The organism is Flavobacterium sp. (assembly GCF_036782315.1).
Lineage (GTDB): Bacteria > Bacteroidota > Bacteroidia > Flavobacteriales > Flavobacteriaceae > Flavobacterium.
Map to the genome: position 1 here is coordinate 1 of NZ_DAIPZK010000010.1, position 22,557 is coordinate 22,557.

25 protein-coding genes and 1 tRNA gene (1 of these 26 only partly in view) are annotated in these 22,557 nt (G+C 32.3%); 12 read left to right on the top strand and 14 right to left on the bottom strand.

From position 1 onward, the window contains the following. Positions 1-442 precede the first annotated feature (442 nt). The 4 genes from thrS to rplT all read left to right on the top strand — a co-directional run bounded on the left by thrS (position 443) and on the right by rplT (position 3,771). Positions 443-2,383, top strand: coding sequence for a threonine--tRNA ligase (thrS, locus tag V7P59_RS09305; protein ID WP_333809896.1), 1,941 nt, complete (start codon positions 443-445; stop codon positions 2,381-2,383). Between the two features lie 28 nt (positions 2,384-2,411). Further along, on the top strand, positions 2,412-2,960 hold the full coding sequence (gene infC / locus V7P59_RS09310; protein WP_297867860.1) for a translation initiation factor IF-3: 549 nt from the start codon (positions 2,412-2,414) through the stop codon (positions 2,958-2,960). A 95-nt stretch (positions 2,961-3,055) separates the two neighbouring features. After that, positions 3,056-3,253: a 50S ribosomal protein L35 gene (gene rpmI / locus V7P59_RS09315; protein WP_026726127.1), complete on the top strand. Its 198-nt coding sequence runs from the start codon at positions 3,056-3,058 to the stop codon at positions 3,251-3,253. A 173-nt stretch (positions 3,254-3,426) separates the two neighbouring features. After that, on the top strand, positions 3,427-3,771 hold the full coding sequence (gene rplT, locus V7P59_RS09320; protein WP_231843468.1) for a 50S ribosomal protein L20: 345 nt from the start codon (positions 3,427-3,429) through the stop codon (positions 3,769-3,771). 72 nt (positions 3,772-3,843) lie between these two features. Here rplT and V7P59_RS09325 read toward each other — a convergent pair whose 3' ends face one another. The 3 genes from V7P59_RS09325 to V7P59_RS09335 all read right to left on the bottom strand — a co-directional run bounded on the left by V7P59_RS09325 (position 3,844) and on the right by V7P59_RS09335 (position 5,399). Beyond that, positions 3,844-4,437 carry a hypothetical protein gene (locus tag V7P59_RS09325; protein WP_333809897.1) on the bottom strand — a complete coding sequence of 198 codons (594 nt, stop codon included), beginning with the start codon at positions 4,435-4,437 and terminating at the stop codon, positions 3,844-3,846. 88 nt (positions 4,438-4,525) lie between these two features. Beyond that, a complete protein-coding gene (locus tag V7P59_RS09330) occupies positions 4,526-5,032 on the bottom strand; it encodes a hypothetical protein (protein ID WP_333809898.1) in 507 nt (168 codons plus the stop codon). A 43-nt stretch (positions 5,033-5,075) separates the two neighbouring features. Then, a complete protein-coding gene (locus V7P59_RS09335; protein WP_333809899.1) occupies positions 5,076-5,399 on the bottom strand; it encodes an HNH endonuclease in 324 nt (107 codons plus the stop codon). Between the two features lie 216 nt (positions 5,400-5,615). Here V7P59_RS09335 and rlmF point away from each other — a divergent pair, with 216 nt between their 5' ends. Both rlmF and V7P59_RS09345 read left to right on the top strand, forming a co-directional pair. Beyond that, positions 5,616-6,515, top strand: coding sequence for a 23S rRNA (adenine(1618)-N(6))-methyltransferase RlmF (rlmF, locus tag V7P59_RS09340; RefSeq protein ID WP_333809900.1), 900 nt, complete (start codon positions 5,616-5,618; stop codon positions 6,513-6,515). Between the two features lie 169 nt (positions 6,516-6,684). Next, complete coding sequence (locus V7P59_RS09345) at positions 6,685-7,143, top strand: DUF1569 domain-containing protein (protein WP_333809901.1); 459 nt, start codon at positions 6,685-6,687, stop codon at positions 7,141-7,143. 1 nt (position 7,144) lies between these two features. On the opposite strand, the gene V7P59_RS09350 is transcribed toward V7P59_RS09345, so the two are convergent. From V7P59_RS09350 to tgt, 9 genes are all read right to left on the bottom strand, one after another. Continuing rightward, on the bottom strand, positions 7,145-8,422 hold the full coding sequence (locus tag V7P59_RS09350; protein ID WP_333809902.1) for an asparagine synthetase B: 1,278 nt from the start codon (positions 8,420-8,422) through the stop codon (positions 7,145-7,147). Positions 8,423-8,771: 349 nt separating this feature from the next. Continuing rightward, positions 8,772-9,458 (bottom strand): response regulator transcription factor, encoded by a 687-nt coding sequence (locus V7P59_RS09355; RefSeq protein WP_333809903.1) that lies wholly within the window; start codon positions 9,456-9,458, stop codon positions 8,772-8,774. Beyond that, a complete protein-coding gene (locus tag V7P59_RS09360) occupies positions 9,458-10,252 on the bottom strand; it encodes a sensor histidine kinase (RefSeq protein WP_333809904.1) in 795 nt (264 codons plus the stop codon). Before V7P59_RS09360 ends, V7P59_RS09355 begins: the two co-directional genes overlap by 1 nt. Positions 10,253-10,876: 624 nt before the next feature. Then, complete coding sequence (locus V7P59_RS09365) at positions 10,877-11,185, bottom strand: hypothetical protein (protein WP_333809905.1); 309 nt, start codon at positions 11,183-11,185, stop codon at positions 10,877-10,879. 97 nt (positions 11,186-11,282) lie between these two features. Then, the gene (gene dnaB, locus V7P59_RS09370; protein ID WP_333809906.1) at positions 11,283-12,830 is read right to left on the bottom strand and encodes a replicative DNA helicase; all 1,548 of its coding nucleotides are present in this window, start codon (positions 12,828-12,830) and stop codon (positions 11,283-11,285) included. A 143-nt stretch (positions 12,831-12,973) separates the two neighbouring features. Then, complete coding sequence (locus tag V7P59_RS09375; RefSeq protein WP_333809907.1) at positions 12,974-13,927, bottom strand: acetyl-CoA carboxylase carboxyltransferase subunit alpha; 954 nt, start codon at positions 13,925-13,927, stop codon at positions 12,974-12,976. Positions 13,928-13,998: 71 nt separating this feature from the next. Continuing rightward, entirely contained in the window at positions 13,999-14,886 is an 888-nt protein-coding gene (locus V7P59_RS09380; RefSeq protein ID WP_333809908.1) for a DMT family transporter, read from the bottom strand. Then, a complete protein-coding gene (locus V7P59_RS09385) occupies positions 14,873-15,961 on the bottom strand; it encodes an LptF/LptG family permease (protein ID WP_333809909.1) in 1,089 nt (362 codons plus the stop codon). Before V7P59_RS09385 ends, V7P59_RS09380 begins: the two co-directional genes overlap by 14 nt. A gap of 67 nt (positions 15,962-16,028) precedes the next feature. Beyond that, on the bottom strand, positions 16,029-17,159 hold the full coding sequence (tgt, locus tag V7P59_RS09390) for a tRNA guanosine(34) transglycosylase Tgt (RefSeq protein ID WP_333809910.1): 1,131 nt from the start codon (positions 17,157-17,159) through the stop codon (positions 16,029-16,031). 263 nt (positions 17,160-17,422) lie between these two features. Between tgt and V7P59_RS09395 the strand changes: the two genes are divergently transcribed. Together V7P59_RS09395 and V7P59_RS09400 are read left to right on the top strand one after the other, a co-directional pair. After that, positions 17,423-18,274, top strand: a complete 852-nt coding sequence (locus tag V7P59_RS09395; protein WP_442902418.1) for a transketolase — start codon at positions 17,423-17,425, stop codon at positions 18,272-18,274. Positions 18,275-18,318: 44 nt separating this feature from the next. Beyond that, positions 18,319-19,272, top strand: a complete 954-nt coding sequence (locus tag V7P59_RS09400; protein WP_333809911.1) for a transketolase family protein — start codon at positions 18,319-18,321, stop codon at positions 19,270-19,272. Between the two features lie 69 nt (positions 19,273-19,341). Here V7P59_RS09400 and V7P59_RS09405 read toward each other — a convergent pair whose 3' ends face one another. After that, complete coding sequence (locus V7P59_RS09405) at positions 19,342-20,361, bottom strand: FKBP-type peptidyl-prolyl cis-trans isomerase (protein ID WP_333809912.1); 1,020 nt, start codon at positions 20,359-20,361, stop codon at positions 19,342-19,344. Between the two features lie 80 nt (positions 20,362-20,441). Between V7P59_RS09405 and V7P59_RS09410 the strand changes: the two genes are divergently transcribed. From V7P59_RS09410 to V7P59_RS09420, 3 genes are read left to right on the top strand one after another with little or no spacing between them, the layout of a single operon-like run. After that, entirely contained in the window at positions 20,442-20,831 is a 390-nt protein-coding gene (locus V7P59_RS09410) for an RNA-binding S4 domain-containing protein (protein ID WP_333809913.1), read from the top strand. A 1-nt stretch (position 20,832) separates the two neighbouring features. After that, positions 20,833-21,399, top strand: a complete 567-nt coding sequence (locus V7P59_RS09415; protein ID WP_333809914.1) for a methyltransferase domain-containing protein — start codon at positions 20,833-20,835, stop codon at positions 21,397-21,399. A gap of 8 nt (positions 21,400-21,407) precedes the next feature. Next, the gene (locus V7P59_RS09420; RefSeq protein WP_333809915.1) at positions 21,408-21,902 is read left to right on the top strand and encodes a phosphoribosyltransferase family protein; all 495 of its coding nucleotides are present in this window, start codon (positions 21,408-21,410) and stop codon (positions 21,900-21,902) included. Here V7P59_RS09420 and V7P59_RS09425 read toward each other — a convergent pair. Beyond that, positions 21,894-22,409: a shikimate kinase gene (locus V7P59_RS09425; protein ID WP_333809916.1), complete on the bottom strand. Its 516-nt coding sequence runs from the start codon at positions 22,407-22,409 to the stop codon at positions 21,894-21,896. The two genes, V7P59_RS09420 and V7P59_RS09425, sit on opposite strands and share 9 nt — an antisense overlap. 129 nt (positions 22,410-22,538) lie before the next feature. On the opposite strand from V7P59_RS09425, the gene V7P59_RS09430 reads away from it, so the two are divergent. Then, positions 22,539-22,557 (top strand) — tRNA-Lys (locus tag V7P59_RS09430) (it continues 154 nt past the right edge of the window).

Sequence of the window (22,557 nt, forward strand, 5' to 3'; positions counted from 1 at the left end):
AGCCTGCTGTGCAGGAGATTCCTACTTCGGCGGAATGACAACTCGCAGGTGCGAGGGAAATTCTTTCTATGAGGCATTCGTTTATTTAAAATTTAGAAGTTTTATATACTATATGTAAGTATAGTTTCAGAATTTCTTATTGAAATTGACATATTCAAAAACTCTTAGAAGGAATTGTCCCCTTGAGGGGACTTTAGGGGTGTTGCTCGCTTGGCGAGCCAATGGAATAGTTATATGGAATACTACACCCCTTGTCTAGCCCCGATGGTAGCGGCATCCTTTTACAAACCTGACAGGTTTGTAAAAGATATAGCGGACAGCGGGACGAAAAGTCTTTATGGAATGCGAAATGCGTGCTCCTAATCTTTTTTAACATTATACCTTATATATATTGTATGGATTTTATTATTCGTTTATATTTGCACCTTATAAATTTTAAACAATGATAAAAGTTACTTTACCCGACGGGTCGGTTAAGGAGATGGCTCAAGGAGTTACTCCAATGGATGTTGCGAAAAGCATTAGTGAAGGTTTGGCTAGAAACGTGATTTCGGCTTCCTATAATGGTACCACTATTGAAACGACGACGACCTTAACGACGGACGGTACACTTATATTATATACATGGAATGACAAAGAAGGTAAAAAAGCTTTTTGGCATTCGACTTCGCACGTGATGGCGCAAGCGCTTCAGGAAATGTATCCTGGAATTAAATTAACGCTTGGACCTGCGATTGATAATGGTTTTTATTACGACGTAGATTTTGGTGATAAAAAAATTACGGATGCCGATTTCAAAAAGATTGAAGATCGTGTGTTAGAAATTTCGAGAGAGAAACATGAATTTAAAATGCGTTCGGTTTCGAAAGCGGAAGCATTGGAGGTTTATAAAGATAATGAGTACAAAACAGAGTTGATTTCGAATTTAGAAGACGGAACGATTACGTTCTGCGATCATTCAAACTTCTTTGATTTGTGTCGTGGTGGTCATATTCCGAATACGGGTATTATCAAAGCGATGAAAATTTTATCGGTGGCGGGTGCTTATTGGAGAGGTGATGAAAAGAATAAGCAGTTAACTCGTGTTTATGGAATTTCATTCCCAAAACAAAAAGACTTAACAGATTACCTTGAATTATTAGAAGAAGCAAAACGCAGAGACCACAGAAAATTAGGAAAAGAATTAGAATTATTCCATTTTTCACAAAAAGTAGGTCAAGGTTTACCTTTATGGTTACCAAAAGGTGCTGCTTTGCGCGATAGATTAGAGCAATTCTTGAAAAAAGCACAGAAAAAAGCAGGTTACGAGCAAGTAGTTACGCCTCACATTGGAATGAAAGACTTGTATGTAACTTCTGGACACTATGCTAAATATGGTGCGGATAGTTTCCAACCGATTAACACTCCTGCGGAAGGCGAAGAGTTCTTGCTAAAACCAATGAACTGCCCACACCACTGTGAGATTTACAATGCAAGACCTTGGTCGTACAAAGATTTACCAAAGCGTTATGCTGAATTTGGAACGGTTTATCGTTATGAGCAATCGGGTGAATTGCATGGATTGACTCGTGTTAGAGGATTTACTCAGGATGATGCACATATTTTCTGTACGCCTGATCAATTGGATGCTGAATTTAAAAATGTAATCGACCTAGTATTATATGTATTTGGTTCGTTAGGATTTGAAAACTTTACGGCTCAGGTTTCAGTTCGTGATTTAGACAATCCGGATAAATATATAGGTAGCGTTGAAAACTGGGAAAAAGCAGAAAATGCAATTATCAGTGCAGCGAAAGATAAAGGATTGAATTATGTGATTGAAGCTGGTGAAGCGGCTTTCTATGGACCGAAATTGGATTTCATGGTAAAAGATGCTTTAGGTAGAAGTTGGCAATTAGGAACGATTCAGGTAGATTACAACTTACCAGAGCGTTTTGAATTGTCTTATAAAGGTGCAGATGACAAGTTACATCGACCAGTTATGATTCACCGAGCGCCTTTTGGATCGATGGAACGTTTTATCGCTATTTTATTGGAACACACAGCAGGAAATTTCCCAATTTGGTTGATGCCAGAGCAGGCTATAATCTTGTCTTTGAGTGAGAAATATGAAAATTATGCTAAAAAAGTTTTAGATTTGCTAGAAAATCACGAAATTCGCGCCCTAATTGACAACCGAAATGAAACAATCGGTAAGAAAATTAGAGAAGCGGAGATGAACAAATATCCGTTTATGCTGATTGTTGGCGAGGAAGAAGAGAAAAACGGAACGATTTCAGTAAGACAACGCGGACAAGAAGGAAAAGGAAATGTATCGGTTACTATTGAGCAATTTGCAGCAATGATAAACGAAGAAATCAATAAAACATTAAAACAATTTTAAGTTTAACTAAAATCTTAAAGCCATAGCAATTAGAAACAACAGAGGTTTTCAACCTCGCGAAGAGAAAAAAGCAGCGCACCGTATCAACAATTTGATTCGTGTACCTGAAGTACGTTTAGTAGGCGAAAATATTGAGCCTGGAGTTTACAAAATAGCAGAAGCCCTTCGCTTAGCTGAAGAGCAAGAAGTTGATTTGGTAGAGATTTCTCCAAATGCTGAACCGCCCGTTTGTAAATTGATGGATTATGGTAAGTTTTTGTACCAACAAAAGAAGAGAGAAAAAGAGCTTAAAGCAAAATCTACTCAGATTGTAATTAAGGAGATCCGTTTTGGACCTCAAACAGATGAGCATGATTATGAGTTTAAGAAAAAGAATGCCATCAAATTTTTACAAGACGGTGCTAAATTAAAAGCATTTGTATTCTTTAAAGGACGTTCGATTATCTATAAAGAGCAAGGACAAATTTTATTATTACGTTTGGCTCAAGAATTGGAAGAGTTTGGAAAAGTTGAAGCGATGCCAGTTTTAGAAGGAAAACGTATGATTATGTACATTGCTCCGAAGAAAAAAAAGTAAACAGTTAACAGTCGCAGTGTTCAGTAGTTAATCTGAAAACCAAGACTGAAAACTAAAAAATAATAAGTAAGATAGATTATAAATACAGGAAGAAAATGCCTAAAATGAAAACTAAATCTAGTGCTAAGAAACGTTTCAAAGTTACTGGCTCTGGAAAAATCAAAAGAAAGCACGCTTTTAAAAGTCACATTTTGACTAAAAAATCTAAAAAGCGTAAATTAGCTTTAACTCACTCAACTTTGGTACACCCAACAGATGAGAGAAGTATTAAACAACAATTGAATATTATTTAAGCCCCACCCCATCCCTCCCCAAAAGAGAGGGTGACTAAAGGAAAAATATTTCAACATGTTGTTGGTTAAAATCAATTAATAACCCTGGAGTGGGCTGTTTTGAACTCAGAAAATAGAATTCAGAATTTAGAAGTATCGAAAGATCGCCTTACTACAAAAAAACATTTAAAATTATGCCAAGATCAGTAAATGCTGTAGCATCAAAAGCTAGAAAAAAAAGAGTATTAAAACAAGCCAAAGGTTTCTTTGGAAGACGTAAAAACGTTTGGACTGTAGCTAAAAACGCGGTAGAAAAAGCAATGGCTTATGCTTACCGTGATAGAAAACAAAACAAAAGAAACTTCCGTGCATTATGGATTATGCGTATTAACGCTGGTGCTCGTTTACACGGAATGAGTTATTCTCAGTTTATGGGGAAATTAAAAGCTAACAATATCGAATTGAACCGTAAAGTTCTTGCTGATTTAGCTATGAATCACCCAGCAGCTTTCGCAGCTATCGTTAATAAAATTAAATAATTACGTCTAACTCAGTTTATCTTACTTATATATTAAACCCCGATGAAAATCGGGGTTTTTTATTTGTATCATTTAATCTTTCCAAATATTAAATTGAGTTCTAATTAAATTCAATAAACTACAATATGAATTTAACTCATCGACATCTGGAAAATACTTTATATATGACTCTGCATTTGAAAAACTATAACGATTAACTTTATTATAGTTTCTAATAAATGCTGTATAACCGATACCATCTGTAAAAGCTATTTTTTCATTACTTCCATAATTATCGGTATCAGATTCAAAAATAGTTTTCCCTTTCAATTTATAATCTATCGTTTTTATATCAGGCAAAAACTCTGCATGTGTATCTAAAATTCTTGCCCAAAAATGATTTAAATTGGAATCAGAATGTAAATATTCCAAAGTAAATTTAGGTTTTACATTTGGTGAAATTGCATCATAAAATTTATATAATTCAATCTTCCAAGTCTTATCTTTCAATTGATAAATTCTAAATACTTCACTTCCATTGGTTGTACTGAAGTTTTTATATATTCTTAACTCTTTTGTAAATGTTAAACTGTCAGAAATATTAATAACCTTATTGATTTTTTTATAGTCTTGAGAATACAAATTACAAATGAAGAATACTAAAATTATAATAAATCTTTTTTTCATGATTATGTTTTGATTGTGGGCACGGAATGCAATTCCGTGCTATAAGACTTGTGGACTCGGAGTGTAATTTTGCTCTAATAGGTATACTTTATTTTCCAGTTTTACTTTTTAAATTTATTAGTTCGATTGCTGCTTTTTTGGCTTCTTCTATTATTTTTTCTTCGGATAATTTCCTTATCAGTTCGGCTTCGGATAAATTTTTAAATTGATTTTTAAAAAATTCTATTTTTCTATTTTTTTGCATTTCAATTTCTTCCTCGCTTTCAGAAAACCATTTTTCTTTTAAGTCCAAAATTTCATTACGCCTTTTGTAAATTAAAACTATTAGAAGTACAGAATTTGGTATACTTACTATTCCAAAATTCAAACCAAAAGCAAGATTGAATTTTATAAAATTAAAACTTGATAAAATTAAAATAATGATGAAAATTGATAAACTAATTTCATAATATTTTTTATATGTAATTGTAACAATTGCTAATCCAATTATTCCAAATATTAAGAATATGTCAAATTTATAATTTAGATGTAAAGATGAAATTATGCTCAACCAAAGTATAAAAATTATTATTATTTCTGTTTTTGATTTATTCATAAATTAATTTTTCTGAATGTGATTTTGGGCTATCGGGTATTTATTATGTTAAAGATGGTGGATTCATAATAGCTTTTTTAACTACTTCTGCAACTGTTTCTTTTGTAATTCCTTTACTTTTACAATATTGTCCATCTAACCAATCCTCAAGTAATTTAGCACCTTTACTTGCATTACAAGAAGTACAAATAATAGCTATATTATTAATTGTTGAAATACAAATATCATTAACGATATGTTCCCAAGATGGCTTTGTTTTTCTTGATTGGTGATTAATTGAAAAATCAACTCCACAATAAACACAAAATAAATCTCTTCTTAAAACAAACTCTTCAACTTCCTTAGGAATTCCCCACTTATTTGCCATTTTAAATTTTAATTTTACTTGACTAGTTTAGATTAATCACTTACTTAATGTCTATATGTTGATATGTTTTATTTAAATAAAAAATACCAAAGTTTTTTTAATACATGTAACAATTCAAATATAAGAAATTTAATTCAAAATACTAAAAACCTTCCTAAAGCACAATCATTCATTATTCCCCAGAATTCAATACCTTTACACTTTAAAAATATTACTTTGAATACGACCAAAACCATAACCGGCTTTCATCCGAAAAACAAACATCACGGCAAATACGATTTCAAAACTTTAATTGCGGCTAATCCTGATTTAGCGCCCTTTGTTGCGGTAAATGAATACGGAACCGAAACGATTGATTTTGCGAATCCTGATGCGGTGAAAATGTTGAACAAAGCGTTGTTGTTGCAGTATTATGGTTTGAAAAATTGGGATATTCCAAAAGGATTTCTTTGTCCGCCTATTCCTGGACGAGCAGAGTATATTCATCAAGCAGCGGATATTTTAGAAGATACATATGGTACACTTCAAACAAAGCATAAAATTCGCATTTTAGATGTCGGAATTGGAGCAAATTGTATTTATCCGATTATTGGTGTTTCAGAATACGATTGGCGTTTTGTAGGGAGCGAAGTTGACAAACAAGCTTTTGAAGCGGCTCAGGAAAATATCAATTCGAATCAGAAATTAAAAGAAAACGTTACGTTGCGATTGCAAACTTCAAAACGTAATATCTTTAAAAATATCATTCTTCCTGAAGATAAATTTGACATGACGATTTGTAATCCGCCTTTTCATAGTTCTAAAGAAGAAGCGAATAAAGGCACGATTCGAAAAAATAAAAACTTAGGTATTGAAGATTCTAAGAAACCTACGTTAAACTTTGGCGGAGTGAATTCCGAACTTTGGTGCGAAGGTGGCGAATTGACGTTCATAAGCAATATGATTTATGAAAGTGTGCATTTTAAATCGCAGTGCAAATGGTTTTCGTCGTTAGTTTCTAAAAAAGATAATTTGAAAACGTTGCTTTCGCATCTTAAAAAAGTAAAAGCTACGTACCAAATTACAGAAATGAAGCACGGGAATAAAGTGAGTCGTATTTTATTTTGGAAGTTTTAAAAGGTGATGGATTATGAGTGATGGATGATGGGTGATGGGTGATGGATGATGGATGATGGTGATGGGTAACGGATGTTTTTCTCAATATATTTTGTATTTATAAATCTAAAGATTTACAAACACAAAACACTCGAAATGACGTAAGAGTAATACAGTAACAACTAACATTATGCAAGAATTACATAAGCTTTTAGATCAATTAGAATCGGATATTGCGTCTTTTGATAAAGTGAATTTAGCGATTTCTTCGGGAAGTGTGGGTTGGCATATTGCGCATAGTTTAAAAACGATTGACCAAATTGTAACGGCTTGTAAACATTCAAATCCTTCGGAATATCAATGGCATTTTAATTTTAAGCGTTTTTTAATTATGTCAGTAGCGAAAAAGATTCCAAGAGGAAAAGCAAAAGCTCCAAAAATCGTTAGACCTGAAGGTGATATTTCTCCTGAAACTTTGAATTTAAGTTTAGAAATAGTGAGAGAAAATATTAAGGATTGGAAAACTTTGGATAAAAATGTTCATTTTCCGCATCCATTTTTTGGGGTTTTAAACAAGAGGGAAACAGAGAAATTCTTGATATTACATACGAAACATCATTGGATGATTATTAAGGATATTTTGAAATAAACTATGTTTTTAATTTTTTCTTTCTCGCAGCAGGAAACAATACGTTGTTTAAAATCAAGCGATAGCCTGGTGAATTTGGATGTAGATCTAAAACCGTTGGTGCATCTCCTACTCTATGTTGGTAATCTTCTGGATCGTGACCGCCATAAAATGTGAACATTCCTTTTCCTTTTGTTCCGTGAATGTAGCGCGCTTCTCCGTTAATTTTACATTCGCCCATTACTAAGACATTCGATTTTATTTTTTCTGCCTCAAAAGCAGTGGTTTGTCCCATGAATCCTTTTACTAATTGCGTGTGATTTTGGCACAACATGGTTGGTATTGGATCCCATTTTGCAGAATATTCCATCAATGTGAAATAGTCTTTATCCATAGTAAATGCTCCCTTTCCATGCTGCTCAGTAGTATCTATATCTGAAAATTCGTATACCATTGGATTACGAACTAAGGTATAATCTTTAAAAGCAAATGTATTGGAATAGTCAATTCGAGTTTGGTAATTGGCATCGGAATCGTCGCCATCAAACATAGGTTCGCAAATATCAACTCCTTCTGCGGAAAGTGCTATATCAAAACTATCAGTAGCCGAACACATAGCAAACATGAATCCGCCACCAATTACAAAGTCTCTGATTTTTTTTGCCACAGCTAACTTTGCTTGAGAAACTTTATTGTAGCCTAACTTCTTTGCCAAAGCTTCCGCATCTGCTTTTTGCTGAATATACCATGGTGTGCTTCTGTAATTTCCAAAAAACTTACCATATTGACCTGTGAAATCTTCATGATGTAAATGCAACCAATCATACAACAATAATTGGTCTGACAACACTTCTTCATCGTAAACTTTTGCAAAAGGAATTTCGGCATAGGTTAACACCATAGTTACAGCATCATCCCAAGGTTGTTTTCCTTTTGGAGTATAAACCGCTATTTTAGGTGCTTTTTCTAGCACAACGGTTTCCATATTTTGTGATGGCGAACTAATTTCGTCTAGAATAGAATTTGTAGTAGCGTCAGATAATACTTCAAAAGTTACACCACGAATTTGACATTCTTTTCTAATTTCTGGAGCATCGGGCAATAAAAAAGAACCACCACGATAATTTAATAACCAACTTACTTTGTAGTTTTTGTCTAAAGCCCAATAGGTAATCCCGTACGCTTTCAAATGATTTTGTTGGCCTCCGGTTTCCATAGGTAATAAAACAAAAGATGCTTTACTCGAAAAAGAGCAAAGTAAAAACAACAGTATAAATAAGTTAAAGCCTTTAAATTTCATGGATTATAAAAATATTTCGACTAATTTATAACTTTTCTAGGAATTATCTTTTACAGAAATGTTAAAGTCGCACCCCCGTAAAATTACCTGGTTACCCCCGTAAAATTACCTGGTTTAAAAATCAGGTATTTTTACTCTTACACAGAACATTTTTTTGTTCTAGTTTTGAAAAATCTAAACAAAAGAAAAGATGAGCACGAACAGTAGAAATTTATCGCTAATTAATTCGAGAGAAATGAAATTGTTAAAAAAAATTGGATATGTTGTACTTATAATAACTATCCTAGTATATTTTGTTTTGGTTTTTCAATTCTGTAAAAACTATTAATTTAATTGTATACTAAATTATTTAAGATTCAATAGCATCACTGGAATCATCCAAATTAATAATTTTGTTTTGAATGGCAAAGATTACCAATCCTGCCATGTTTTTTGAGTTGGTTTTAAGTAAAAGGTTGTTTCTATGACCATCAACTGTGCGTGCGCTCAAGCTAAGCATTTCTCCAATTTCAGCCGAACTATATTGTTTACATATTAATTCTAACACTTCTTTTTCTCTATCTGTCAAGAAATCTTCATCTAAAACAGTTTTTGAAGAAGCGTTTGAAATCATATTTTGATGAATTACTTCCATCACAATTTCGTTATAGTAAAATCCTTTTTGGGCAACTTCATTAACGGTCTTAATCATATCAATTGGAGAAGCATTTTTTACTAAATACGATGCAGCTCCTACATGAATCATATTAGCTATAAACGATTTAGTGTTATAACTTGTTAATGCTATAATTCTAATTCTCGGAAAATCTTTGTGAATAAGTTTAGTGGCTTCTACACCATTTAACAATGGCATTTTTAAATCCATCATAATGATATCAGGAAGTTCGGAAGTAGTTTTTAGATGATCTACTAACTCACTTCCGTTAGAAGCTTCGAAAATAATTTCAAAATTAGGTTCACGTTGAAGCAAAAAATAAATTCCTTTGCGGAACAATTCTTCGTCGTCGGCTAAAATTATTTTGATTTTGTTTTCCATTAATTGAAATTAAATACCATTTTTACTCCTTCATTTGGTTTTGAAGTAAAGGTAAAATCACCTCCTAAAAAATTAATTCTACTTTCTATATTCTTCATTCCCAAACCTTTTTGATTTTCTTCACTAAAACTATCAAAACCTAAGCCATTATCGATATAGGTACAAGTTTTTCTATTTTCGAAAGTAGTAAATTGAATTGAAATTTTAGTAGCTTTTCCGTGTCGAAGTGAATTATTTAACAATTCTTGTAGAATGCGAAATATATGTAGGTGTTTTTCAACTGGATAGCTTTCAAAATCGATTTGGTTTTCGTATGAAACTTTAACAGTTTTGGTACTATTGAACTCTTCTACGAGTTCTTCAATCCCGGCATTAAGTCCGAATTTCTCTAAAACAGGCGGTAACAAATCATGTGCAATACGTCTGGAATTCTCTAACGCTTTTTGCGTTAATTCAATTATATTATTAGTGATTTCTAATTGTTCGTTTTCATTGAGATTGGGCGTTTTTAATAAATGACTGTTAAGTGAAACCACATTAAGTTTCGAACTAATATCATCATGTAAATCTTGAGCAATACGTTTACGTTCTTCTTCCTGAGTAATTAAAACGGACTTCAATAATTCTTTTTGGTGGTCGATTTCTAAATTTTTCTTGTCTACTTCAATTTGGACTATTTTTTTTCTTGAAAAATAGAAAAATAAAATCAATACCAAAAACATAGATAAAAAGGCCAAGAGTATAAAAAATACAGCTTTAGTAAGTTCTTTATTTTCGATATTAATTGTTTCCATCTTTGTTAAAATAAATTAGTTTCCATTGGTAAAAGAAAAACCCAAATTTTACGTATTGAAGTGTGATATTAATAGTTGATATATTTTTATAGAAAATATTATTTCGATCTAAAATTGAATTTAATTCATAAAAGAGAAAAATAAAAGTACTTCCAAATAAATATAATAAAATTCCAAGATTAACATAATAAAACTCTGTTCTTTGTCCTAAATTATTATATAAATGCATCGTAGCGTAAATAATAATTGGCATTGTAGTTAAATAAGTTTCTAACAAACTATACTCAAAAAACATTTGAGGATTAAAAATATATCTCGACAATAAAAAAATAGGAAGTAAAATTAATAAGATATAAACTGTAAGAAACTGTTTTTTAGTCTGTAAAAGAGTAGCGTAAAAATAACTCAATATTACAAATTGAAACAAGTCATAAAAATGGGATGTAAAAATATTATAAATTTTGAACCATTTCCAAAGATTAGAAGCTGTAAAATCTATTAATAAGACACCCGTAATATATAATGTAAAAATTTTATAGGTTTTTCCAAACTTGAAAAAACCTATAAAATAAAGCAAACATAAGATTGCAGAGGTACCAAATAAGTAATATTGAGATTGCACTATTATAAATTAAGTAAAACACTTTCAACACCACAATCTGGAGGACAAGGATAAGATTTATCAACCAAAATATGATTATCATCTGTTAAATCTTGTCCATTAGCATCTACTCCTACTAATATTACTTTTTGAACTCCTTTATCATCAATTGCCATGTATGCTCTAACTGCCACAACATCGTCTGGAGCCATAACATCTAACAATGCTTGTTTTTGAATTAAGTGAGCCTTAGCTGGTTCTTGTGGAAGATTAGTTCTCCAATTTTTAATCCATTTAAGAGCTTCTTCGAGAGTAATTTTGAAATCTGACATAGGGATATTTTTTTATAATTGAATTATAAATGTAGTAAAAAAATTAATAAAAAAAACAGGCTTATGACCTGTTTTTAACATTTTATCAATTTTTTTTTTAAAAAGGAACATCTGAATCATCATCGAAGTTATTCATCGTACTACCAAAAGCTTCATTAGGAGTTGGTAAATTTGGCGTAATAAAAGGGTTTTGATCATCTAAATTCATCTTAGACGGAAGTGAATCAAAAGGCGAACTAAAGTCATCTAAGTTATCAAACTTACCTAAACTTCCTACGAATTTTAATCGAATATTATCTAAACCACCATTACGATGTTTTGCTACAATAAACTCGGCTTGACCCTGTGTTGGAGAACGTTCTTCGTCATCCCATTCGTCAATTTTATAATATTCTGGACGGTAAATAAACGATACGATATCGGCATCTTGCTCAATTGCTCCAGATTCCCTCAAATCGGAAAGTAATGGTCGTTTACTAGAGCCACGCGTTTCCACGGCACGCGATAACTGAGAAAGTGCAATTACTGGGACGTTCAACTCTTTTGCTAATGCTTTTAAGTTTCGAGAAATAGTTGAAATTTCTTGTTCACGATTTCCGCCTCCTTTTCCATTTCCACCAGCTGTCATCAACTGAAGGTAATCGATTACAATCATTTTGATGCCATATTGAGAAGAAAGTCGCCTTGCTTTAGCACGTAAATCGAAAATCGATAACGATGGTGTATCATCAATATATAAAGGTGCTTTTTCCAAGTCTTTTACTTTGATAGACAATTGCTCCCACTCGTGTTTTTCTAATTTTCCTGTTCTTAATTTTTCAGATGACAATCCTGTTTCAGACGAAATCAAACGTGTAATTAACTGAACAGATGACATCTCTAATGAGAAAAAGGCAACTGGCGCACCATAATCAATGGCCATATTTCGAGCCATCGATAAAGTAAAAGCCGTTTTACCCATACCTGGACGAGCCGCCACAATAATTAAATCAGATGGTTGCCAACCTGACGTTAATTTATCTAATTCATGAAATCCTGTTGGAATTCCACTTAATCCTTCTTTACCTGCAATTTCTTCAATTCGCTTTTTAGCTTGAATTACTAAACTTTGCGCAGTTTCGGAACTACGTTTGATGTTTCCTTGTGTAACTTCGTACAGTTTTGACTCCGCTTTGTCAAGTAAATCAAATACATCAGTTGATTCGTCATACGATTCTTCAATAATTTCACTTGAAATTTTGATCAAACTTCTTTGAATGTATTTTTGAAGAATAATACGCGAGTGAAACTCAATATGGGCTGAAGAAGAAATCTTTTGAGTTAATTGAATTAAGTAAAAATCACCACCTGAAAGTTCTAATTTTCCGTTTTTCTTTAATTGTGCCGAAACGGTTAATAAGTCAATAGGTTGGGTTTCATTAAACAATTGCACAATAGCCTCAAAAATGTACTTATGAGCGTCTTTATAGAAGGCATCGGGTTGTAAAATATCAATTACTTCATCTACCCCTTTTTTATCAATCATCATAGCACCAAGTACAGCTTCTTCAAGGTCTAACGCTTGAGGAGGCAACTTTCCTTTTTCTAAATTGATAATGGTAGTTTTATCTACTTTTATCGGGTTTACATTTCTGACATTTTCCATATTGCGAAGTTAACCAAATTTTACAAAAAAACATTTTGAGTTCTTAATACCCAACTGTTAATAACTTAAAAATATTGTTGATAAGCCAAAAAAAATCCGAAACTTATGGCTTCGGATTTTTATTTATAATTGTAAACAAGTGATTACTCTTTGAATTCACCCATCTTACTATATTTATCCATTCGTTTTGCCACCAAATCAGTTGTTGATAAATCTTTTAATTCGTTATATGCTTTAGTAACATATTCTGCAACTGTTTTAAAAGTAGTTTCTTTGTCATAGTGAGCGCCACCAAGTGGTTCAGGGATAATATCGTCAATTAACTTCTGTTTTTTCATATCAAAAGAAGTTAATTTTAAAGCTTCAGCAGCTTGCTCTTTGTATTCCCAACTTCTCCATAAGATAGACGAACAAGATTCTGGAGAAATTACAGAATACCAAGTATTCTCTAGCATATAAACTCTATCTCCTACTCCAATTCCTAATGCTCCACCAGAAGCCCCTTCTCCAATAATAATTGAAATAATAGGGGTTTTTAAACGAGCCATTTCAAAAATGTTTCTAGCGATAGCTTCACCTTGCCCTCTTTCTTCAGCTTCTAAACCAGGATAAGCACCCGGGGTGTCGATTAATGTTAATACAGGAATATTGAATTTCTCTGCCATTTTCATTAAACGTAATGCTTTGCGATATCCTTCTGGATTTGCCATTCCGAAGTTTCTATATTGGCGCATTTTAGTATTAATTCCTTTTTGCTGTCCAATAATCATGAAAGACTGACCGTTTATTTGACCTAGTCCTCCAATCATCGCTTTATCATCTTTGAAATTTCTATCTCCAAAAAGTTCTAAAAACGTTCCATTCGTAATATTAGTAATATGCTCTAATGTATACGGACGATTTGGATGTCGCGATAATTGAACGCGTTGCCAAGCGGTAAGGTTTTTATATATTTTTTTCTTGGTTTCTTCTAATTTCTTCTCAATTTGTTTGCATGTGTTAGACACATCAACATCTGACTCTTGACCGATAATTTGACATTTATCTAATTGGTCTTCAAGCTCTTTAATAGGTAATTCAAAATCTAAATATTCCATAATCGGTTTATTAGGGTTTGTGTTTGTTGTGACAAAGATAAAATTTTCAATTAACTTTAGTAAACTAATCGTTAATTAGTTGTTACTTTTTTATAACTTTTTACAATTCCGTTAGCAATTACAGTGGCTAAAATTATAAGAGCGCCCACGTAAAAAAGAGGCTTCATTTCTTCACCGTCTTTAAATATTAATAACGCTAAAATGATTCCGTAAATTGGTTCTAAATTGATGGTTAACATTACTGTAAAAGGACTTAAAAATTTCATAACCTTTACCGATGCTGAAAATGCATAAGCTGTACAAATAGAGGATAACAAGAACAACCAAATCAAATCATTTACTGAAATTGCAAAAAATGCGGGTGTAAAACTTCCTGCAAAAAACAAGTAGATACTTAAAAAGAAAACACCGCTTGATAATTCATACAATGAAATTACATTTGGATCGAATTCTTTTGCATATTTTCCATTGATAACCGAAAAGAGTGCGGATAAAAAAGCGGAAGAAACAGCTAGATAAATTCCGGTAGTATATTTGGTTTCTACGTTAAATATAATCCCTAATCCTACTATTACAATGACTCCAAAAAGCAATTCGTACCAAATAATCTTTCTTTTATAAAAAATAGGCTCTAAAATGGAAGCAAAAAAAGCACCTGTGGACAAACAAGCTAAAGTTATAGAAACATTTGAAACTTTAATAGCTTGATAAAAGGTTAGCCAATGAGCCGCAATAATTATTCCTGCAACAATAAACCCTATAAAAATATGAAATGGTACTTTTACTTTTTCCTTGCTTAATAACACAACAACCGTCATAATTGAAGAAGCAAACAGCATACGATACCAAACCAAATCTAAGGCTTCTAATGAAATTAGTTTTCCTAAAATAGCAGTAAATCCCCAAATAAATACAATTACATGAAGATGTAAATAACTTTTTAAATTATCGTTTTGCATTGCGAAGTAAATAAGCAGCTAAAATTCCGAAAACTAGATTAGGAAACCATACTGCAATAAATGGAGGAATACTCGATTTTTCAGCTAAGGTTCCAAATACTTTATCAAAGAAAATAAACGTAAAGGCAATAACAATTCCGATGGCTAGATTAATTCCCATTCCACCTCTTCGTTTCATAGACGATACAGCAACAGCAATAATCGTTAAAATGAAAGCCGAAATTGGTAAACTAAATTTTTTATAAAAAACCACCAAATAAGTATTAATATTGGCGTTACCTCTTTCTCGTTCTTTATTAATAAAAGCATTTAATTGCCCTATAGTCATAGTTTCAGCAACATACACTACAGGTGTTAAATCATCGGGTTCAAAATTATAGGCTTTTGTGATTTTTTCACTAGTAATTATTTGATCATTAGTTTCACCTACTATTCTTTGATTATAACCAAATAATATGTATCGTTTAGTTACTTCATTATAACGGATTCGTGTAGCCGTAACTTTTTCGACCAATACATTATCCTGAAATTTTTCAAAAGTAAAATTAAAACCTGTTTGCGATAAATAATTATAGTTGCTCACATAAATATTTTCTTCAATCTTTCCTTCTTTTTTGATTTGTCTAAAAATATCAGAAGTTTCTCTGGTTTTGTTATTCCCTTTTAAATTTTCATATCTAAAATCATTGAATCCTTTACTTGCTTTTGGAACTAAGAAAAACCCCATTAATAAAGCAAAAATGGAAACAATGACAGCGCCGTAAATAAAAGGTCGTAAAAATCTTGAAAACGAAATACCCGAACTTAAAATAGCAATAATCTCTGTATTATTAGCTAATTTAGAAGTAAACCAAATGATAGATAAAAACAAAAAAATAGGAAATAATAGGTTGGCAAAATAAATTGTAAAATCACCATAATAAACCAAAATATCCTTTAATGGGATTTTCTTTTCAATCATTTTGTTTACTTTTTCAGAAACATCGATTGTAATTCCAATAGGAATAAACATAATCAACATCACCGAAAAAGTGACCAAATAACGTTTTAAAATGTATTTATCTATTATTTTCATATTTTTAGTTTCAAGTTTCAGGTTTCAAGTTTCAAACCAACATTAAACTTGAAACCTGAAACCAATTTTAAAGTCGTTGACTCATCTGAATCACCATTTTGTCTTTCCATTCACGGAATGTTCCTGCGATAATTTGCCTTCTTGCTTCGCGCACTAACCACATATAAAAACCTAAATTGTGAATGGTTGCAATTTGTTTTCCTAGAAATTCATCAGCGGCAAATAAATGTCTTAAATATGCTTTTGAGTACTCTGTATCTACCCAAGTATGCCCCATTTCATCAATTGGCGAGAAATCATCCGCCCATTTTTTATTTTTGATATTGATTGAACCATGAGCTGTAAACAACATTCCGTTTCTAGCGTTACGTGTTGGCATAACACAATCAAACATATCAATTCCTAACGCTATATTTTCTAAAATATTGATTGGTGTTCCCACTCCCATCAAATATCTTGGCTTGTCTTCTGGAAGAATTGCGGTAACTACTTCTGTCATTTCGTACATTTCTTCCGCTGGTTCACCTACTGATAATCCACCTATAGCATTCCCTTGAGCGCCTACATTTGCAATATATTCTGCCGATTGTGCTCTCAAATCTTTATAAGTACTTCCTTGAACAATAGGAAAAAACGTTTGTTCGTAACCATATTTAAATGGTAATTTTTCTAGATGTGTGATACATCTATCTAACCAACGATGTGTCATGTGCATCGAGCGTTTTGCATAACGATAATCGCATGGATAGGGTGTACATTCGTCGAAAGCCATAATAATATCAGCTCCAATTGTACGTTGAATTTCCATTACATTTTCTGGCGAAAAGAAATGATACGAACCATCAATATGCGATTTAAATTTTACCCCTTCTTCTTTAATCTTTCTTCTTCCTGATAAAGAATATACTTGATAACCTCCAGAATCGGTTAAAATATTTCTATCCCAATTCATGAATTTATGCAAACCTCCAGCTGCTTCTAAAATTTTAGTTTGAGGTCTTAAATATAAATGATAGGTGTTTCCTAAAATAATATCGGGATTAATATCGTTTCTAAGCTCACGCTGGTGTACTCCTTTAACAGAAGCAACAGTTCCTACGGGCATAAAAATTGGGGTTTCAATAACACCGTGGTCAGTTGTTATTTTTCCTGCTCTGGCTTTACTTTTAGGATCTTTGGTAATTAAATCAAACTTCATATTGTGCTTTTACGAATCGCAAAGATAAATTAATTTCAATTGTAGTTTTAGAATTTAGGATAAAATTAGAAAATTCAAGTTCAAGTTTAAGTTTAAAAATCAAATTATACTCAACACAACCAATCTCCCATCACCCATCACCCCTCGCCCATCATCCATCATCTACCAAAAAAACCAATTCTTAATAACTTCTAACAAAATGATTTGTACCACCAAAAAAATAAAATTACTTTTGCATGCAATTAACATATATATCCTTTATAATGTCTAACACACAACAACTACAAGATTTTACAACACAAGTTCGAAGAGATATTCTTCGTATGGTTCATGCCGTAAATTCAGGTCACCCAGGAGGTTCATTGGGATGTGCTGAATTTTTGGTAACCCTTTATCAAGACGTTATGAAACGCAAAGAAGGTTTTGATATGAACGGAATTGGTGAAGATATTTTCTTCTTATCAAACGGACATATTTCACCTGTGTTTTATAGTGTTTTAGCAAGAAGTGGTTACTTTCCTGTAGCAGAATTAGCAACTTTTAGAAAATTAAATTCAAGATTGCAAGGTCATCCAACCACTCACGAAGGTTTACCTGGAGTTCGTATGGCATCGGGTTCGTTAGGACAAGGCTTATCAGTTGCCATTGGTGCTGCTCAAGCAAAAAAATTGAACAATGATAATCATTTAGTGTTTGCTCTTTTAGGTGATGGAGAATTACAAGAAGGACAAAACTGGGAAGCAATTATGTATGCTTCAGCAAAAAAAGTAGACAACCTAATTGCAACAATCGACTTAAACGGGAAACAAATTGACGGAACAACGGATGAAGTTTTGGCAATGGGAAGCGTTAAAGCTAAATTTGAAGCTTTTGATTGGATTGTTTTAGAAATCAAAGAGGGAAATAATATAGATGCCATAAAATTAGGATTGGCAGAAGCAAAAGCGAAATCAGGAAACGGAAAACCAGTTTGTATTTTATTACACACCGAAATGGGTAATGGAGTAGATTTCATGATGCACACACACGCTTGGCACGGTAAAGCACCAAATGATGAGCAATTAGCAAAAGCGTTAGAACAAAACTATAACACAGGAGGAGAAAAAGATTATTAATAATTTTAGAATCTTTCAATTTCTAATCTTTGAATTTAAAACAAATGAAAAAATATACAAATCAAGGCAGTAAAGATACCCGATCAGGTTTTGGAGCTGGTATGACCGAATTAGGTCAAAAAAACGAAAATGTAGTAGCACTTTGTGCAGATTTAATTGGGTCATTAAAATTTGATGATTTTAAGAAAAACCACCCTGAGCGTTTTTTTCAAATTGGTATTGCAGAAGCAAACATGATTGGAATTGCAGCTGGATTAACGATTGGTGGAAAAATTCCTTTCACGGGAACTTTCGCTAACTTTTCTACAGGAAGAGTTTATGACCAAATTCGTCAATCAGTAGCGTATTCAGATAAAAATGTAAAAATTTGTGCTTCTCACGCAGGATTAACGCTTGGAGAAGATGGAGCAACACACCAAATCTTAGAAGACATTGGTTTGATGAAAATGTTGCCTGGAATGACAGTTATCAACACCTGCGATTACAACCAAACGAAAGCAGCAACTATTGCTTTAGCAGATCATCATGGGCCAGCTTATTTACGCTTTGGTCGTCCAGTGGTACCTAACTTCATGCCTGCTGATGAGCCTTTCGTAATTGGAAAAGCCATTATGTTAAACGAAGGTACTGATGTTACGATTATTGCTACTGGACATTTAGTTTGGGAAGCTTTAGTAGCTGCAGAAGCTTTAGAAGCTAAAGGAATTTCAGCAGAAGTAATTAACATTCACACAATTAAACCTTTAGACGAAGAAGCAATTTTAAAATCGGTAAAGAAAACAGGTTGTGTAGTTACGGCAGAAGAACATAATATTATTGGTGGTTTAGGAGAAAGCGTTTCTAGAACGTTAATTCAAAACCATTTAGTACCACAAGAATTTGTAGCGGTTAACGACAGCTTCGGAGAAAGTGGAACACCAGACCAATTAATGGAAAAATATGGTTTAAACAGCGCTGCAATAATTGAAAAAGTTGAAAAAGTACTAAAGAGAAAGTAATTTACTTTTCTTTTTACAAAAAAATCCCGATTTCAATTGAAATCGGGATTTTTGTTACATATTTTTTTACTAATTTGAATAAGGAGGTTTACATGTCTTATCTAAATGTCTTCTTAATCTATTTGGATCAGTAAAGTCTGATTCCAAAGCAGAAGGTAAAGTAGAAGGTGGTACAATTGGACCAGTGAATTTTCTTGGAATACCTCTTCTTTCATCATAAGGTGTTACAGGATTATCTATAGTCGCCCCGTTATAAGGATAATAGCCAGTTTTTTCAACTCCTCCATCCATGTAAGTAAATTTAATCTCTTTTTTTGTTAAAGTACCATCACCGTCATCATCAACATCAATATAATCGGGCAAACCGTCATTGTCAGTATCAATTGCTTCAGCATTAAAATCAGAACCATATTCATATTTTGAAAGAATTCTATCTCTATCATGGTCTCTAAATTGCAGATTGTATAATTTAAAATTAAAGATTAAAGGAGAATAAGAAGGTATATTACCAGTAGCTGTATTAAAATACCCTAAACCAGATGGTAAAAACATAACACCTGCACCATAATTATCAAAAGTAATTGTACCATCAGGATTAGCAGTGTGAGTTCCTGTTTTAAATTGTGGGATAATTTCTCCCCAACCTCTTATTACATCCTCTAGAGCAAACCATACGGGCGTTGAAGATTGATCAAAAGTAACTGAAACATCAGACATTAAATTTCCTTTATATGAAACAAAAGACGAATCAATACGAGTAGGGCTTTCACCAACTCCTTCTCTAAGTTTTAAATAATAAATTTTATATGAAATGTTGTGTATATTTCTATTTATTGATTCTAACTCTGTCATTGCAGAAATAGGAGTTTGAGTTCCTCCTTCTGGTATTTCAAAAAATTCTGTATTATAATTGGCATCAACAGTTACATAATGTGTATCTAAAAACTCTTCAATTTTTGCTAAATCTTCTTGGTATACTTCGGCATATGGTCTGGCAGGAGTTGCTTGTGGCCCAATGTCATCTTGAGGACAAGCATAAAAAGTAAAAGCAACTGTGAATAAAAGGGCTATTTTTAAAAGACTTCTCATTATTATAAAATTTATAGGGCGCAAGATACAATTTTCATTTATTTTTGTAGAAATATTAACATGGTTTTTTGATTTATATTATGCGAATAGATAAACTTTTATGGTGTTTACGTTATTATAAAACCCGAAGCATTGCTGCTGAAGCTGTTAAAAAAGGCCATGTAACCGTTAATGGACAAGTAGCAAAAGCTTCAAGAGAAATTTTTCCTACCGATAAGATTACACTTCGTAAAGATCAAATTAACTACAAATTAACTATTTTAGATATTCCTCAAAATCGTTTAGGCGCTAAATTAGTTGATATGTATCGAAAAGACGAAACCCCTAAAGAAGCTTTTGAACATTTGGAATTATTAAAACTATCTAAAGAGCATTATCGAGCTCATGGAACGGGTCGCCCCACTAAGAAAGAGCGAAGAGATATTGATGACTACTTAGACGATAACAACGAAACCGAAGATTTTGAATAAAATGAATTACTGGGAAGAACGCTATCAAAAAGGAGAAACGGGTTGGGACGCGGGTTCGATTACAACACCCCTAAAAGAATACATTGACCAATTGACTAATAAGAATATCAAAATTTTAATTCCAGGTGCCGGGAATGGTTATGAATTTGATTATTTAATTGAAAAAGGATTCTCAAATGTTTATGTGATTGATATTGCAGAAACTCCATTAGAAAATATTAAAAAAAGAAAGCCAGAATACACCTCACATTTGATACATTCTGATTTTTTTAAATTGAATGATACTTTCGACTTAATTCTAGAACAAACGTTTTTCTGCGCTTTACCACCAGAAATGCGTTCGAAATATGTTGAAAAAATGACTTCACTTTTAAACTCGAAAGGGAAATTAGCTGGATTATTATTCGACTTTCCTTTAACAGCTGAAGGTCCACCATTTGGAGGTTCAAAAACAGAATATTTGAATCTGTTTTCGGATAAATTCAACATAAAAACACTAGAAAAAGCACATAATTCGATAAAGCCTCGAGAAAATAAAGAACTCTTTTTTATCTTTGAGGTCAAATAACAACACACATGGAAAATATTATTTTAACGCACGAAGAAATTAAACACAAAACAAAACGAATTGCATACCAAATTTACGAAACCTTCGTTAATGAAGAGGAAGTAATCTTGGCTGGAATTGCTAACAACGGATTTATTTTTGCTGAAAAAATAGCTGCAGAATTAGCTTTAATTTCGGATTTGAATGTAACGCTTTGTGAAGTTAAAATCAATAAACAACAACCACAAGATACTGTAACAACAACTATAACTCAAGAAGATTATAAAAACAAAGCCTTAGTCTTAATTGACGATGTCTTGAGTTCTGGAACTACCTTAATTTATGGTGTAAAACACTTTTTAGAAGTCCCTCTTAGCAAATTTAAAACCGCTGTTTTAGTAGATAGAAATCATAAAAAATATCCGGTAAAGGCTGATTTTAAAGGATTATCATTATCAACATCTCTACAAGAACATATTCAAGTTGTTTTTGAAGAAGACAACTCCTATGCTTACTTAAGCTAATAAAGTATTTATCTCATTTGCAATTTGCTCTACCGACTTATCATCAACGTTAACTGTTTTAGTAGCCTGATGATAATAAAAGTTTCGGTCGAATAAATGCTTATTGATAAAATCTTTCAAAGAAACTTCATCTTGATTATGAAGTAACGGACGTTGGTTTTTTTCTTTAATTAAACGATTTACTAAAGTATCTACTGAAGCTTTTAAATAAATTGAAAACACTTCATTTTGTTGTAGCAATTCATGGTTATCGTAATAACACGGTGTTCCACCACCTAAACTTAAAACGAAATTTTCTTCTTTTGCCAAAAATTGTTTCAAGATTTCGTTCTCAATTTTTCTAAAATAAATTTCTCCTTTACTTTGAAACAATACAGTAATGGATTGTTTGGTTGCCTTTTCAATTTCTTGGTCTAAATCATAGAATGAAAATTGCAACTTTTTTGCCAAAAAAGCTCCTACTACCGACTTACCGCAACCCATGTAACCTAACAAAACAATTTTCATAAATAAATAATTCCCTATAAACTAAAGGGTTAAGAAATTAATTGCAAAAAAAGACAAATTTATAATAAATTCCCATTGCAAAATAAATAAATGTTTATATATTTGCACCCGCATTCAAGGAAATAAAATGACTTGGTAGCTCAGCTGG